Genomic DNA, 13,446 nt, shown 5'->3' with positions numbered 1-13,446 from the left:
AGAAGCCCAAGCGCCGCACCCGCAAGACCGCGGCCAAGGCGGTCGACCCCATCACGGCCGAGATCCCGGCGCAGGCGACGGACGAGGCCAAGCCCCGCCGTCGTACGCGCAAGGCCGCTGCCGCCCCGGTGGACGCGGCCGAGGCGGAGGCGCCCGTGGCGGCTCCGCGCCGCCGCACGCGCAAGAAGGCCGAGTCCGTGGAGACCCCGGAGAGCTGACCCGCCGGTCACCCTCCGCCGGTCCTCACCGGTCCGCCGTACCGAAGGCCCGCCCCTGTCCGGGGCGGGCCTTCGCGCGTGGTGCGACGACCGTTAGCCTCGGCTCATGAGCAGGCCCCCGACCTTCGCCCCGCCCCCGTGTGCGACCGCGCGCACCCTCCGTACCGCCCGTGGCGACTTCGCCGTCCTCGACGCGGTGCCCGCCGCGGGTGTCCGGCGCCGGGGGACCGTACTCCTGGTCCCCGGCTTCACCGGCAGCAAGGAGGACTTCATCGCCCTCCTTGAGCCGCTGACCGACGCGGGGTACCGCGCGGTTTCCGTGGACGGCCGCGGCCAGTACGAGAGCGCGGGCCCTGACGACGAATCGGCGTACGCCCAGGCGGAGTTGGCGCGCGATGTACTGGCCCAGGCGGCCGCTCTCGCGGAGGCCCCGGCAGCGGAAGCCCCGGCAGCAACGCACCTCCTCGGGCACTCCCTGGGCGGTCAGATCTCCCGCGCCGCCGTGCTCCTCGAACCCGGCGCCTTCGCCACCCTGACCCTGATGTCCTCGGGCCCCGCCGCGATCGCCCCCGCCCAGCGCGAACGCGCCACGATGCTCGCGGACGCCCTCAAGGTGCTTTCGATGGACAAGGTGTGGCAGGCGATGCGGGCCATGGAGCCGCCGCCCCCGCAGGACGTGGAGACCGGCGCCGGTGAGGGCGGTCTCGACGAGGCCCTGCGGGCCCGCTGGCTGCTGCACAGTCCGGCCCAGCTCATCGCCACGGGCAGGCAGCTCTCCACCGAACCGGACCGCGTCGCCGAGCTCGCCGCGCTGCCGCTGCCCAAGCACGTGGTGTCGGGCGAGCGCGACGACACCTGGCCCGTGCCGCTCCTGGACGAGATGGCGGAGCGCCTGCACGCCCACCGCACGGTGATCCACGGCGCCGAGCACTCCCCCAACACCGACCGCCCCGCGGAGACCGCGGCGGCCCTGACCGACTTCTGGAACCGCCACTGACCTCTCAGTACTGCATCTGTCAGTACTGCATCTGTCAGTACTGCGCCTGCAAATGCTCCCAGAACCCGTCCCGCAGCGCCCGGCGCAGATCCGCCTGCCCGCGCAGCGAGTACTGCAGGAGTCGCTCCGCCTCCACCAGGAGGTCCTGGTCCACGGAGCCCGGCAGGTACGGGTGTCCTGGCAGCAGGCCCACCAGCGCCTCGCGCCCCCGCGCCGCGAGCCACTTCGCGGCGATCTGCGCGCCGACGAAGCGGACGTCCTCGCGGGTGGGGCGGTGGACGGTGGCGCCCGCCTCGTACGTCGTGACGGCGCGGCGGGTGACGTACGGCTTGAAGAAGTCGAGGTCGAACGTGCGCTGGCTGTCGACCTCCCACAGCAGCGCCTCCGCCTGGTTGCGGCCGTCGGGCGCCTCGATGCCCCACAGGTGGACCCGCGCGCCGTACCCCTGTGCCGCCTCGACCGCCGAGACCAGGTCCTCGTCGCCGCCGATCAGGGCCGCGTCGCTGATGGCGCGGTGCCTGGCGAGTGACTCCAGGTCGCTGCGGATCAGGGAGTCGACACCCTTCTGCTGGTTGTTGGCGTTGAGGTTGCCGAGCCTGACCTTGACGTCGGGCAGCTCGGCGATCGTCTGCTGCTCGGTCGTATGGATGCGGCGCCTGGCTCCGTCGTACCAGTAGACGCGCAGCAGACGGCTGTCCGCGAAGATCGTCCTGGCCTTGTCGATGAGCGCGTCGATGAGGCCCTCGGCGTCCAGGTCGAAGGCACGTCGGTCCTCGGTCCCGGCGGCAAGCCGGCCCGCGGCCGCGTACAGGTATCCGGCGTCCACGAAGATCGCGTGCGTGGACGGGGTCTTCGCCACTTCGGCGAGCACGCGCGCGAGCAGGCCGTTGGTGCGCTCCAGCTGAGCGCTGATCTGGGCTGCGCTGGGGTAGGCGTCGTTCATATCGGTCCCAGTCTCCCGCTGGTCACACAGCGAACACAACCGGTCTCGCTACTCGCAAGTAATTAGGTTCTCGAAAAATTTCCTTAGCGTAGGGAATGTTTGCAGGAAGCAACTCGTTGTACCCATCAGAAACACCAAGCAGTTCTCCTTCAGGAGGATGACCAGACGAAGGGAGAAGCCCTATGCGCTTCGAAATCATGCGACTCGACGACGTCGATGGCTCGGCCGTGGACAGCACCGTCGTGGACGCCGCCTCCGTCAATCGGATCGTGCAGCAGGCCGCAGCGATCGGCCAGCGCATCTACATCCGCCCGGCCGACACCACGGCCTCGTAACGCAGACGTCGCAGGGCCCCGTACGGAATCCGTACGGGGCCCTTCGTATGCGCCGACACGACCGAGGACGGCCGCTAACTGCCGTTGATCACCTGCGTCACGCCGTTGATGATCTGCTGCACCGCGATGGCGGACAGCATCATGCCCGCGAGCCGGGTCACGAGCACGACGCCGCCGTCCTTGATGACGCGGATGATCAGCAGCGAGTACCGCATCACCAGCCACAGCACCACGTGCATCGCCACGATCGCCGCCCAGACGGAGAGCTGCGTACCGACGCTGTCGGCGTCCTGCACGGCGAGGATGACGGAGACGATCGCGCCGGGCCCGGCGAGCAGCGGCATGCCGAGCGGCACCAGGGCGACGTTGACGTCCTTGGTCTGCTTCGGCTCGTCCGTCTTGCCGGTGAGCAGGTCGAGCGCGATGAGGAGCAGCAGCAGTCCGCCCGCGATCATCAGCGCGGGTACGGAGACGTGCAGGTAGTTGAGGATCTGGTGGCCCACGAGGCCGAAGACCGAGATGACGCCGAAGGCGACGCAGACGGCCTGGAAGGCCATCCGCTGCTGCACCTTGGCGGGTCGGCCCGCGGTGAGACCGAGAAAGATCGGGGTGATCCCAGGGGGGTCCATAATCACGAAAAGCGTGAGAAAGAGGGATCCGAAAACGGCGACGTCGAACACAGTGATGGCCTTGCAGAGAGTCGTACGAAGGCGCCGCGACGGGCGGCAGCGGGCGCAGGGCGCGGCTGCCGCCGCCACGGAACCGGTGGATGCGGTGAAGTGCGGTGCGGTGAAGTGCGTGAGGTGCGGTGAAGTGATCCGCAGTGCAGGACAGCCCTGCGCGGTGCGGGCCGTTACGCGGCGGAGTGCCCGCCCGCGCCCGGCACCGGGAACGCTCCCGTCGCCCGGCGGGTGATCTCGCCGTAGATCTCGGGGTCGGTGGTGAACTCCCCGAGCACACACGTCTTGCGGCTGCCGTGGTAGTCGCTGGAGCCGGTGACGAGCAGGCCGAGGTCCGCCGCGAGGGCGCGCAGCCGGGTGCGGGTCTCGGGGGTGTGGTCCATGTGGTCGACCTCGATGCCGTCGAGGCCGGCCGCCGCGAGCTCGGCTATCACCGTGTCGGACACGATCTTGCCGCGCTTGATGGCACCGGGGTGCGCGAAGACGGTGACGCCCCCGGCCGCCTTGACCAGGCGGATCGCGTCGAAGGGGTCGAGCTCGTGCTTGTCGGCGAAGGCGCGGCCGCCGTCGGCGAGCCACTCGGCCGTGAAGGCGTCGGAGACGGTGGGCACGACGCCGAGATCGACGAGCGCCTCTGCGATGTGCGGGCGGCCGACCGAACCCTCGCCCGCGATCCGGGCGACCTGCTCCCAGGTCACCGGCACGCCGAGCTCCTGAAGCTTGCCGATCATCGCCTTCGCGCGCGGCACCCGGTCGTCGCGGACCAGTTCGCACTCGCGGGCGAGCTCGGGCTCCTCGGGGTCGAAGAGGTACGCCAGCATGTGCAGACCCATGCCGTCGAGGCTGAAGGAGAGCTCGGCGCCGGTCACGAGGCTCAGCCCGGACGGCAGCTCACGCAGGGCCCGCTTCGCCTCCGCGTAACCCCGGGTGGTGTCGTGGTCGGTCAGCGCGACGACGTCAAGACCGGCGGCCGCCGCGTTGCGGACCAGCTCGGCCGGGGTGTCCGTGCCGTCGGAGGCAGTGGAGTGGGTGTGCAGATCGATGCGCACGACGCTGGCTCCAGTGCTCTGACGGGCGGAAGAAGGGGACACTCAAGGATAACGGGAACCGAGCGCCCCTCACCCCGCCCCCGAAGAGGCGTCCCTCACGGCATCGGCAGTCACGGCCCCAGCAGTCACGGGCATCGGCAGTCACGACATCGGCAGTCACGGCATCAGCAGTCGCGGCGACAGCGCCCCGCACGGCAGCAGGTCCACCTCCGCGCCCGCGTCCCGCAGATCGGTGAGCACCATCTCGTCGTACATCAGGAGGCCTGACTGCTCCGGCCACGCGATGGCCCACAGCCACAGGCCGCGTGCCTCACCGGCGAAGACGGCGCGGTCGTCCGGTGTCCCGGAGACGTGCCACATCGGCGTCGGCCGGCCGGCGGCGAGGACCTTGGTCTGCGGCGGCTTCTCGACGCTCATGTGCGGGCCGGGGTCAGGGCCGTCGATGCCCGCGTACCGCGCGCCGAGGCCGACGCCCAGCTCCTCGGCGACGAGCACGAGCTCCCCGACACCGCCGAGCGGCGCGGGTCCGGAACAGGCCACGGCCGTCGCGCGGCCGCCACTGCGATCGTCGCCCGCGCAGGCCACACCCGTGAACAGCCAGCCGACCGGCAGGGGCCACGGCATCCACACCGGTACCTGGGTGCGGTGCACCACGACCTGGAGGGCCTCGACGCTGGGCGGGATCACGGGTTGCAGCGGATGCACGGTGCCGTGCACATCGCACTGCCAGGAGTCGGCAAAGAGACCGGGAGCCCTGACCCGGCCACCACACTTCGGGCAACTGGGTTCGCCCCTCATAGCGCCCAACGGTCCTCCCCGGTCGCCGCCCCGTCAAGGACGATCACCCGTCCGGTGGCGCTGTCACCAGGCAAAAGTAGATGTAGCTTGCATCTTTTAGCCTGCCTAACTTAATATGTGCATACGTCAACGACTTCCGTGGAGGCAGCGGAAGCAGCGAAGGAGCGGCTGTATGAACAGCAGCACAGGAGGGCCCGCCGAAAGGGACCCGCTCGACGCCGGGGCGGGCAGCCTCTTGCGGCAGCCGAAGGCCGTGTGGGCCACGGCGGGCGCGTCCGTCGTGGCGTTCATGGGCATCGGGCTCGTCGACCCGATCCTGCCGTCCATCGCCAAGGGCCTGGACGCGAGCGCCAGCCAGGTCTCCCTCCTCTTCACCTCGTACTTCCTGATCACCGCGGTCGCCATGCTGGTCACCGGCTTCGTCTCCAGCCGCATCGGCGGCAAGAAGACCCTGCTGCTCGGCCTCGCGCTCGTCGTGGTCTTCGCGGCCCTCTCCGGCACGTCCGGTTCGGTCGGTGCGCTCGTCGGATTCCGCGCGGGCTGGGGGCTCGGCAACGCGCTCTTCGTCTCGACCGCCCTCGCCGTCATCGTCGGCGCCGCGGCGGGCGGCAGCGCGGCCGCGATCCTGCTGTACGAGTCGGCTCTCGGCCTCGGCATGGCGTGCGGGCCCCTGGTCGGCGCGCTGCTCGGCGACGCCAGCTGGCGCTACCCCTTCTTCGGCACCGCGGCCCTGATGGCCATCGGCTTCCTCTGCATCACGGCGTTCCTCAAGGAGCAGCCGAGGCCCGCGAGGAAGACGTCGCTGCTCGACCCGATCAAGGCACTCGGCCACGGCGGGCTCGCCTCCGCCGCGGCCTCGGCGTTCTTCTACAACTACACGTTCTTCACCGTGCTGGCGTTCACGCCGTTCGTGCTCGACATGACCCCGTACAAGTCGGGCGCGGTGTTCTTCGCCTGGGGCGTGCTGCTCGCGGCCTTCTCGGTGCTCGTGGCGCCGCGACTGCAGGCACGGTTCGGCTCGCTGAAGGTGCTGGGCGGCTCACTGATCCTGCTCGCCGCCGACGTCCTTGTGCTCGGCTACGGCAGCCACGCCACGGCCGTCGTCTGCACGATCCTGTCCGGCGCCTTCATCGGCGTGAACAACACCGTGTACACGGAGCTCGCCCTCGGCGTCTCCGACGCGCCGCGCCCGGTGGCCAGCGCGGGCTACAACTTCGTGCGCTGGTTCGCGGCGGCCGCCGCACCGTTCTTCGCACCGAAGATCGAGGAGTGGAGCAACATCCACATCCCGTTCGTGGTCGCGGCCGTCACGGCGGTGCTCGGCGCGGTCGTGGTGTGGGTGCGCAGGAACGCCCTCACCCTTCCCCAAGCTCTCGGCTCCGCTCGAGCAGGGGATGCCCCAATGGCCGAGGAGCTCGAGCCGCAGCACGTCACGCGGGACAGCGTCAGCGTCTTCGCCAACTGACCGTCGCACAGGGCCACTTCCATAGCCATTTCAATCCAGCGGTACGGACTTGCGCAGCGGATCGCGCAGGTCCGTGCCGCTGTTCAGCCAGCGCTCCTGCAGGGCCGCCGCGCCGTGCACCCGCTTCCACGCCGCCTCGTTCGGCGTCATGGGGAGCAGCGGCAGGAAACGTACGGGCTCCATGGGAGCGTCGAGGCCGAGGTCCTCGACCAAACCGCCGGACTCCGCGACGAGCACCGAGGTGAACGGCGCCCCCGGCCACAGCGGTTCGCCCACGTCCAGCGAGGCGCCGGGCGCCACGACCAGCCCCTCGACCTGCGGCGAGGCGGCGAGGACGGCGAGCGGCCGCAGCACCTTGTCCGTGTCGGCGAGCCCTCCTCGTACCGAGAGGACCAGCTCGGCGCGCGGGCCCTTGACCGGATCGGCAAGGGCGGCCGTGGGTTCGGACATCGGCTGGGCGGACATGCCGAGCGTCGCGTACCGCACGACGTCGCCGTCCGTGAACCGCAGCACTTCGACCCGGTCGGTACCCAGGAAGGTCACCGCGGCGCGCGCGTCCGGTTCCCCCAGACCAGTACGGAAATGGGCCTCGACCAGCGCAAGAACATCAGCCATGACGTGAGCATAGAACTCGTCAGGTAAGGGCAAAGCGGGGGCTTGACACTTCTGTCGGCTGATAGTGTTGGCCGCTGGCTCAGGGCAGCACGCAGAAGCGTCGCTTTCAAGCCCTGCAGACAGACACTGACTTTGCGCCACTGGCGTGAAGGGCGCATGGGACTTCCCTTACGGGGGACCGGCCGGAGGAGGTGGGGCTGCTATGGACCGAAGTCGACCGTGCAGTACCACCCGCTCTTCCGCCCTGTGAATCACGCAGCCCTGTAGCTGCGCACACACACGCACCGCGAGCACTGTTCGTGCCGTGTGCGACGGAAGAGCACTTCGTTCCCACCTGATCTGTCTGAGTTCCCTGATCTGTGTCAGTAGCGAAGCTGCCACCGCAACGGTGCGGTGCTCCCCGCTTTGTGGACGTGCCAAACACTCCGCCATAGGACGTCCCCATTCCGGGCAGTTCCAACCGTCGCAGGCGGCCTCCGTCGAAGGAGCCTGCCCATGTCGATGATCCGCGACCTTCGTGCCGCCGTCCGCCCCTCGCTGCGCAAGGACGGCATCTCCTACCCTTCCTCCACCGCGTCGTACGACACCTACGACGCGACCCGTGACGCCGCGTCAGCCGTCGTCGACTGCGCCGTCTACCGGGACGGTGCCCGCCTGGAGTGCGCCGACGCCCTCACCCCGCACGAGGCCATGCTCGAGGTGCGCCGCCGGGGCGGCTTCGCCTGGATCGGCCTGCACGAGCCGACCGAGGCCGAATTCGCCGGTATCGCCGCCGAGTTCGGGCTGCACCCCCTCGCCGTCGAGGACGCGGTCCACGCCCACCAGCGCCCCAAGCTGGAGCGCTACGACGACACGCTGTTCACCGTCTTCAAGACCATCCACTACGTCGAGCACACCGAACTCACCGCCACCAGCGAGGTCGTGGAGACCGGCGAAGTGATGTGCTTCACCGGCCGGGACTTCTTCATCACCGTGCGGCACGGCGGCCACGGTTCGCTGCGCGCCCTGCGCCGCCGCCTCCAGGAGGATCCGGAGCTGCTCGCCAAGGGCCCCTCCGCCGTCCTGCACACCATCGCCGACCACGTCGTCGACGGATACATCGCGGTCGCCGACGCCATGCAGGACGACATCGACGACGTGGAGAGCGAGGTGTTCTCCGCGCCGAGCAAGGGCAAGGGCAGCTCGCGCGGCGTCGACGCCGGGCGGATCTACCAGCTCAAGCGCGAGGTCCTGGAGTTCAAGCGGGCCGTATCCCCGCTGCTCCGCCCCATGCTGCTGCTCAGCGAGCGGCCGATGCGGCTCGTCGACCCCGACATCCAGAAGTACTTCCGGGACGTCGCCGACCACCTCACGCGCGTCCAGGAGCAGGTCATCGGCTTCGACGAGCTGCTCAACTCGATCCTGCAGGCCAACCTCGCGCAGGCCGCCGTCGCGCAGAACGAGGACATGCGCAAGATCACCTCGTGGGCGGCGATCATCGCCGTGCCGACGGCCGTCTGCGGTGTCTACGGCATGAACTTCAAGCACATGCCCGAGCTCCACTGGCGGTACGGCTACCCGATGGTCCTCGCCCTCATCGGCGGCGTCTGCTTCGCGATCCACCGGACCCTGAAGCGCAACGGCTGGCTCTGACCGTCACTCGGTAGGCTGCCGCCCATGACTGCTGACCCGCTGCTCGACCGCGCCCTCGTCGAGGAGGCGACCAAGAAGTCCGGCCTCGTCTGGGTCCAGGGCGAGGGTTCGCCCGCCCGGGCGCTCTGGCACATCTGGCACGAAGGCGCCGTGCACGTCGTGGGGGACGGCCCCGGCGAGCAGCCGCTGCCGGGGCTCGTCGACGGGGGCTCCGCCGAGGTGACCGTGCGCAGCAAGGACAAGGGCGGGCGTCTGGTCGCCTGGACGGCGGACGTGAGTGAGCTTCCGCCCGGCTCCGAGGAGTGGGAGGCGGCGGTCGCCGAGCTCAAGGGGAAGCGGCTGAACGCGCCTGATGCCGAGCGGGTGGCCGTGCGGTGGGCCGAGCAGTGTCGGGTTGTCCGGCTTGCTCCGCGTGATGGGGTTTCCGCGCTGCCCTCGGGGTCTCTTGCGGCTGCGCCGCTGGCTACGGGGGCGACGACGCGGGAGCCTGTGCCGGATGCGTTGCCGCGGCTGCTTTTTCGGCGCAAGCGACGTTGAGGGATGGGGCGTTTTGCCCTGCGGGTGCGTCGTGGTTGCTCGCGCAGTTCCCCGCGCCCCTGAGGCACGCCCCTTCGGGGCGTTCGCGCAGTTCCCCGCGCCCCTGAACGGTTACGACGTCGGGAGTTGCTTTCCGTAGTCGACCATCTCGTCCTTCCCCGGCTCCTTCAAGGGGAAGTCCTCGTTCCAGTCGGTGAGCCTGAGGGTGCCTGCGTGGCCGCCTCGCTCCAGGCGCAGGGGGTAGGGCTTGCCGTCCAGGGAGACGGAGAGGGTGCCGCCCGCGCCCTCGTCGCCGGTGATCTTGATGCTGCGGAATCGGCCCGTCTTGCCCCGGTCGCCCTTGGCGAGCGTGCCGTGCAGGGTGAGCATGCCGCCCAGGAGCCTGTCCTTGTCCGTGAAGCCGCTCAGCTGCTGATACGCCGGGTCGCCCTGGGGGACCTTCACGTACTTGTCGTCCAGCTTCGCCGCGGCGGCCCCGTCACCGCTCGCGGACTTGCCGTCGGTGTCGCCGCCGTCGTGCGTCCAGAACTCCGCGGGGGCCTTCAGATAGAGCTCCTCGCCGACCCGCAGCAGCTGGAAGGTCTGCCCCTTGGAGGTGACCGAGCCGGTGCCGCCCTCGCCCTTGAGGCGCATGTCGAGGGTGTACGTGTGGTTCTTGCTCACCACCGTGCCGGAGAGCCGGACCGCGGACGCGCCCCCGGCCGCCTTGTCCGCCTTGCCCTGGATCTTCGACGCGGAGAGCTTTCCGACGCCGTTCGTACCCGCGTCGGGGTCCTCGCCGCCGCCGCACCCGGTCAGACTCGTGGACGCCGCCACCAGGCCCGCGCACATCGCGCTCACGAAGGCTGCCCTGCGGGCGCGGCTGGCCAGGGGAAGTACGGTCACAGGTGGCGCTGCCTCTCGTGCGGACGACCTCTACGGCTTCGGCAGTACGGCAGCGTACCCGGGTCGGACGAGTCGGTCGGAGGCAGTCCGTCCGGACCCTCCGCCGGGGCGTGTCCGACCGGGACGGGCTAGCCTGAAGCCCGTATTGACGGATCAAACGGCATGAACCCCTCGGCCTGAAGGAGGCGCACGCATGGCGGCAGGCGCCCCCAGGGTCTTCGTGTCACACCTCTCCGGCATCTCCGTCTTCGACCCGAACGGCGATCAGGTGGGGCGGGTGCGCGACCTGGTGACGATGCTCCGGGTGGGCCGCAGGCCCCCGCGGCTGCTCGGCCTCGTGGTCGAGCTGTCGACGCGGCGCCGCATCTTCCTGCCGATGACCCGCGTCACCGGCATCGAGTCGGGCCAGGTCATCACCACCGGCGTACTGAACGTACGGCGCTTCGAGCAGCGGCCCACCGAGCGGCTCGTCCTCGGCGAGCTGCTCGACCGCCGGGTCCATCTGGTCGAGACCGGCGAGGAGGTCGCCGTCCTCGACGTGTCGATCCAGCAGCTGCCCGCCCGCCGCGACTGGGAGATCGACCGGGTCTTCGTACGCAAGGGCAAGGGCGGCACCTTCCGGCGCAAGGGGGAGACCCTCACCGTCGAGTGGGCCGCCGTCGACGGCTTCTCCCTGGAGGAGCACGGGCAGGGCGCGGAGAACCTCCTCGCCACCTTCGAGCAGCTGCGCCCCGCCGACCTCGCCAACGTGCTGCACCACCTCTCCCCCAAGCGGCGGACCGAAGTGGCCGCCGCCCTCGACGACGACCGGCTCGCCGACGTCCTCGAGGAGCTCCCCGAGGACGACCAGATCGAGATCCTCGGCAAGCTGCAGGAGGAGCGCGCGGCCGACGTCCTGGAGGCCATGGACCCCGATGACGCGGCCGACCTCCTCGCCGAGCTGCCCGAGGAGGACAAGGAGCGCCTGCTCACCCTGATGCAGCCGGACGACGCGGCCGACGTGCGGCGCCTGATGGCCTACGAGGAGCGCACGGCCGGCGGTCTGATGACGACGGAGCCGATCGTCCTGCGGCCCGACGCGACGGTGGCCGACGCCCTCGCCCGCGTGCGCATGGAGGACCTCTCCCCCGCGCTCGCCGCCCAGGTGTACGTGTGCCGGCCGCCGGACGAGACGCCGACGGGCAAGTACCTGGGCACCGTGCACTTCCAGCGGCTGCTGCGCGATCCGCCGTACACATTGGTCGGCTCGATCCTCGACGACGACTTGCAGCCGCTCGCGCCGGACGCCACGCTGCCCGCCGTCGCCGGGTTCTTCGCCACGTACGACATGGTGGCGGCGCCCGTGGTCGACGAGGGCGGATCGCTGCTCGGGGCGGTCACCGTCGACGACGTACTCGACCACATGCTGCCCGACGACTGGCGCGAGACAGAATTCCATCTGGAGGAGGAAGGAGCGGGCCATGGCGGCTGACCGTGAGCGCGAGAACCGCGCCGAGCCGCGGAGCCCGCGATTCCGGCTGGACCAGCCGAGGACCCCGCGCCCCAAGCTCCTGCCCGACTACGACCCTGAGGCCTTCGGCCGGCTCTCGGAGCGCATCGCGCGCTTCCTCGGCACCGGCAGGTTCATCGTCTGGATGACGGTCGTCATCATCCTGTGGGTGGTGTGGAACGTCGCGGCCCCCGACCACCTGCGCTTCGACCACTACCCGTTCATCTTCCTCACCCTGATGCTGTCGCTGCAGGCGTCGTACGCCGCTCCGCTGATCCTGCTCGCCCAGAACCGCCAGGACGACCGCGACCGCGTCAACCTGGAGCAGGACCGCAAGCAGAACGAGCGCTCGATCGCGGACACCGAGTACCTCACCCGCGAGATCGCCTCGCTGCGCATGGGCCTCGGCGAGGTGGCGACCCGCGACTGGATCCGCTCCGAGCTCCAGGACCTGGTCAAGGAGTTGGAGGAGCAGCGCGCGCTATTCCCGCCGGAGGGTTCGCGCGGGAGTGATGTAGGCGACCGCTGACAGGCCTTTCCGGGGCGGGGTTACCGCGCCGTACTATCGGTCGTATGGCTACGGAAGACGCGGTGCGCGAAGCACTGTCGACGGTGAACGACCCCGAGATCCAGCGACCCATCACCGAGTTGGGGATGGTCAAATCGGTGGATATCGCCGCTGACGGGGTGGTAGCGGTCACCGTGTACCTGACCGTCTCCGGCTGCCCGATGCGCGAGACCATCACCAAGAACGTGACCGACGCGGTCGCCGCCGTCGAGGGCGTCACGCGCGTCGACGTCACCCTCGACGTGATGAGCGACGAGCAGCGCAAGGAGCTGGCGGCCGCGCTGCGCGGCGGTACCGCCGAGCGCGAGGTCCCCTTCGCCAAGCCCGGCTCCCTCACCCGTGTCTACGCGGTCGCCTCCGGCAAGGGCGGCGTCGGCAAGTCCTCGGTGACGGTGAACCTCGCGGCCGCGATGGCGGCGGACGGCCTGAAGGTCGGCGTCGTCGACGCCGACATCTACGGCCACTCCGTGCCCCGCATGCTGGGCGCCGAAGGCAAACCCACCCAGGTCGAGAACATGATCATGCCGCCGTCGGCGAACGGCGTGAAGGTCATCTCCATCGGCATGTTCACCCCGGGCAACGCACCGGTCGTGTGGCGCGGCCCGATGCTGCACCGCGCCCTCCAGCAGTTCCTCGCGGACGTGTTCTGGGGTGACCTGGACGTCCTGCTCCTCGACCTGCCGCCGGGCACGGGCGACATCGCGATCTCGGTCGCACAGCTCGTCCCGAACGCGGAGATCCTGGTGGTCACCACGCCGCAGCAGGCCGCCGCCGAGGTCGCCGAGCGCGCCGGCTCCATCGCCGTCCAGACCCACCAGAAGATCGTCGGCGTCGTCGAGAACATGTCGGGCATGCCCTGCCCGCACTGCGGCGACATGGTCGACGTCTTCGGCACGGGGGGCGGCCAGCGGGTCGCCGAGGGCCTCACGAAGACGACGGGCGCGACGGTGCCGGTCCTCGGCTCCATCCCGATCGACCTCCGCCTGCGCGAGGGCGGCGACGAGGGCAAGCCGGTCGTCCTCACCGACCCCGACTCCCCGGCGGGCGCGGCCCTCCGCACGATCGCCGGCAAACTGGGCGGCCGCCAGCGAGGCCTCTCAGGCATGACGCTGGGCCTGACCCCCCGCAACAAGTTCTGACCTCTGCACGGCTTGTTATTCGCCCGCGGGCAGTGGGGGCTGGCCGCGCAGTTCCCCGCGCCCCTAGGGGCGCCCGAAGGGCGCTCTCAGGGGCGC

The 13,446-nt window shown here is 70.3% G+C and carries 15 protein-coding genes; 9 read left to right on the top strand and 6 right to left on the bottom strand.

Annotation, left to right across the window (positions count from 1 at the left end; all coding sequences use genetic code 11):
- Together ABZ953_RS37365 and ABZ953_RS37360 are read left to right on the top strand one after the other, a co-directional pair.
- On the top strand, positions 1 to 218 hold a 218-nt coding region (locus ABZ953_RS37365), incomplete at its 5' end, for a hypothetical protein (protein ID WP_361733625.1).
- A 106-nt stretch (positions 219 to 324) separates the two neighbouring features.
- On the top strand, positions 325 to 1,215 hold the full coding sequence (locus ABZ953_RS37360) for an alpha/beta hydrolase (RefSeq protein ID WP_361733623.1): 891 nt from the start codon (positions 325 to 327) through the stop codon (positions 1,213 to 1,215).
- Between the two features lie 34 nt (positions 1,216 to 1,249).
- On the opposite strand, the gene ABZ953_RS37355 is transcribed toward ABZ953_RS37360, so the two are convergent.
- Positions 1,250 to 2,158, bottom strand: coding sequence for an NYN domain-containing protein (locus ABZ953_RS37355; protein WP_361733621.1), 909 nt, complete (start codon positions 2,156 to 2,158; stop codon positions 1,250 to 1,252).
- Positions 2,159 to 2,340: 182 nt separating this feature from the next.
- Here ABZ953_RS37355 and ABZ953_RS37350 point away from each other — a divergent pair, with 182 nt between their 5' ends.
- A complete protein-coding gene (locus ABZ953_RS37350) occupies positions 2,341 to 2,493 on the top strand; it encodes a hypothetical protein (RefSeq protein WP_165283191.1) in 153 nt (50 codons plus the stop codon).
- A gap of 74 nt (positions 2,494 to 2,567) precedes the next feature.
- Here the strand turns inward: ABZ953_RS37350 and ABZ953_RS37345 are convergent, their stop codons facing one another.
- The 3 genes from ABZ953_RS37345 to ABZ953_RS37335 form a co-directional block, all read right to left on the bottom strand.
- Positions 2,568 to 3,173 carry a MarC family protein gene (locus ABZ953_RS37345; protein ID WP_361733619.1) on the bottom strand — a complete coding sequence of 202 codons (606 nt, stop codon included), beginning with the start codon at positions 3,171 to 3,173 and terminating at the stop codon, positions 2,568 to 2,570.
- A gap of 173 nt (positions 3,174 to 3,346) precedes the next feature.
- The gene (locus ABZ953_RS37340; RefSeq protein ID WP_361733617.1) at positions 3,347 to 4,222 is read right to left on the bottom strand and encodes a PHP domain-containing protein; all 876 of its coding nucleotides are present in this window, start codon (positions 4,220 to 4,222) and stop codon (positions 3,347 to 3,349) included.
- A 156-nt stretch (positions 4,223 to 4,378) separates the two neighbouring features.
- Complete coding sequence (locus tag ABZ953_RS37335; RefSeq protein ID WP_361733615.1) at positions 4,379 to 5,020, bottom strand: DUF6758 family protein; 642 nt, start codon at positions 5,018 to 5,020, stop codon at positions 4,379 to 4,381.
- 172 nt (positions 5,021 to 5,192) lie between these two features.
- On the opposite strand from ABZ953_RS37335, the gene ABZ953_RS37330 reads away from it, so the two are divergent.
- Positions 5,193 to 6,485 (top strand): MFS transporter, encoded by a 1,293-nt coding sequence (locus ABZ953_RS37330; RefSeq protein ID WP_361733613.1) that lies wholly within the window; start codon positions 5,193 to 5,195, stop codon positions 6,483 to 6,485.
- A gap of 30 nt (positions 6,486 to 6,515) precedes the next feature.
- Here ABZ953_RS37330 and ABZ953_RS37325 read toward each other — a convergent pair whose 3' ends face one another.
- A complete protein-coding gene (locus ABZ953_RS37325; RefSeq protein ID WP_361733611.1) occupies positions 6,516 to 7,100 on the bottom strand; it encodes a suppressor of fused domain protein in 585 nt (194 codons plus the stop codon).
- Positions 7,101 to 7,595: 495 nt separating this feature from the next.
- On the opposite strand from ABZ953_RS37325, the gene ABZ953_RS37320 reads away from it, so the two are divergent.
- Both ABZ953_RS37320 and ABZ953_RS37315 read left to right on the top strand, forming a co-directional pair.
- Positions 7,596 to 8,732, top strand: coding sequence for a magnesium and cobalt transport protein CorA (locus ABZ953_RS37320; RefSeq protein ID WP_361733609.1), 1,137 nt, complete (start codon positions 7,596 to 7,598; stop codon positions 8,730 to 8,732).
- Positions 8,733 to 8,756: 24 nt separating this feature from the next.
- A complete protein-coding gene (locus ABZ953_RS37315) occupies positions 8,757 to 9,269 on the top strand; it encodes a hypothetical protein (RefSeq protein WP_361733607.1) in 513 nt (170 codons plus the stop codon).
- Between the two features lie 111 nt (positions 9,270 to 9,380).
- On the opposite strand, the gene ABZ953_RS37310 is transcribed toward ABZ953_RS37315, so the two are convergent.
- Complete coding sequence (locus tag ABZ953_RS37310; RefSeq protein WP_361733664.1) at positions 9,381 to 10,100, bottom strand: hypothetical protein; 720 nt, start codon at positions 10,098 to 10,100, stop codon at positions 9,381 to 9,383.
- Between the two features lie 247 nt (positions 10,101 to 10,347).
- Between ABZ953_RS37310 and ABZ953_RS37305 the strand changes: the two genes are divergently transcribed.
- The 3 genes from ABZ953_RS37305 to ABZ953_RS37295 are packed head-to-tail and all read left to right on the top strand — an operon-like array spanning position 10,348 to position 13,350.
- The gene (locus ABZ953_RS37305) at positions 10,348 to 11,625 is read left to right on the top strand and encodes a CBS domain-containing protein (protein WP_361733605.1); all 1,278 of its coding nucleotides are present in this window, start codon (positions 10,348 to 10,350) and stop codon (positions 11,623 to 11,625) included.
- A complete protein-coding gene (locus ABZ953_RS37300) occupies positions 11,615 to 12,172 on the top strand; it encodes a DUF1003 domain-containing protein (protein ID WP_361733603.1) in 558 nt (185 codons plus the stop codon). Before ABZ953_RS37305 ends, ABZ953_RS37300 begins: the two co-directional genes overlap by 11 nt.
- 44 nt (positions 12,173 to 12,216) lie before the next feature.
- A complete protein-coding gene (locus ABZ953_RS37295; RefSeq protein WP_361733601.1) occupies positions 12,217 to 13,350 on the top strand; it encodes an Mrp/NBP35 family ATP-binding protein in 1,134 nt (377 codons plus the stop codon).
- Positions 13,351 to 13,446 lie beyond the last annotated feature (96 nt).

Origin of the sequence: Streptomyces sp. NPDC046465, from assembly GCF_040646035.1 — a bacterium.
In the GTDB taxonomy this organism is placed as follows: domain Bacteria; phylum Actinomycetota; class Actinomycetes; order Streptomycetales; family Streptomycetaceae; genus Streptomyces.
This window is presented reverse-complemented; position numbering and strand designations above follow the sequence as displayed.

Bases quoted from the DNA above. Each gene is read 5' to 3' on its own strand.
- ABZ953_RS37360 (WP_361733623.1), top strand. From the start codon at position 325: ATGAGCAGGCCCCCGACCTTCGCCCCGCCCCCGTGTGCGACCGCGCGC.
- ABZ953_RS37355 (WP_361733621.1), bottom strand. From the start codon at position 2,158: ATGAACGACGCCTACCCCAGCGCAGCCCAGATCAGCGCTCAGCTGGAG.
- ABZ953_RS37350 (WP_165283191.1), top strand. From the start codon at position 2,341: ATGCGCTTCGAAATCATGCGACTCGACGACGTCGATGGCTCGGCCGTG.
- ABZ953_RS37335 (WP_361733615.1), bottom strand. From the start codon at position 5,020: ATGAGGGGCGAACCCAGTTGCCCGAAGTGTGGTGGCCGGGTCAGGGCT.
- ABZ953_RS37330 (WP_361733613.1), top strand. From the start codon at position 5,193: ATGAACAGCAGCACAGGAGGGCCCGCCGAAAGGGACCCGCTCGACGCC.
- ABZ953_RS37325 (WP_361733611.1), bottom strand. From the start codon at position 7,100: ATGGCTGATGTTCTTGCGCTGGTCGAGGCCCATTTCCGTACTGGTCTG.
- ABZ953_RS37320 (WP_361733609.1), top strand. From the start codon at position 7,596: ATGTCGATGATCCGCGACCTTCGTGCCGCCGTCCGCCCCTCGCTGCGC.
- ABZ953_RS37315 (WP_361733607.1), top strand. From the start codon at position 8,757: ATGACTGCTGACCCGCTGCTCGACCGCGCCCTCGTCGAGGAGGCGACC.
- ABZ953_RS37310 (WP_361733664.1), bottom strand. From the start codon at position 10,100: ATGTGCGCGGGCCTGGTGGCGGCGTCCACGAGTCTGACCGGGTGCGGC.
- ABZ953_RS37305 (WP_361733605.1), top strand. From the start codon at position 10,348: ATGGCGGCAGGCGCCCCCAGGGTCTTCGTGTCACACCTCTCCGGCATC.
- ABZ953_RS37300 (WP_361733603.1), top strand. From the start codon at position 11,615: ATGGCGGCTGACCGTGAGCGCGAGAACCGCGCCGAGCCGCGGAGCCCG.
- ABZ953_RS37295 (WP_361733601.1), top strand. From the start codon at position 12,217: ATGGCTACGGAAGACGCGGTGCGCGAAGCACTGTCGACGGTGAACGAC.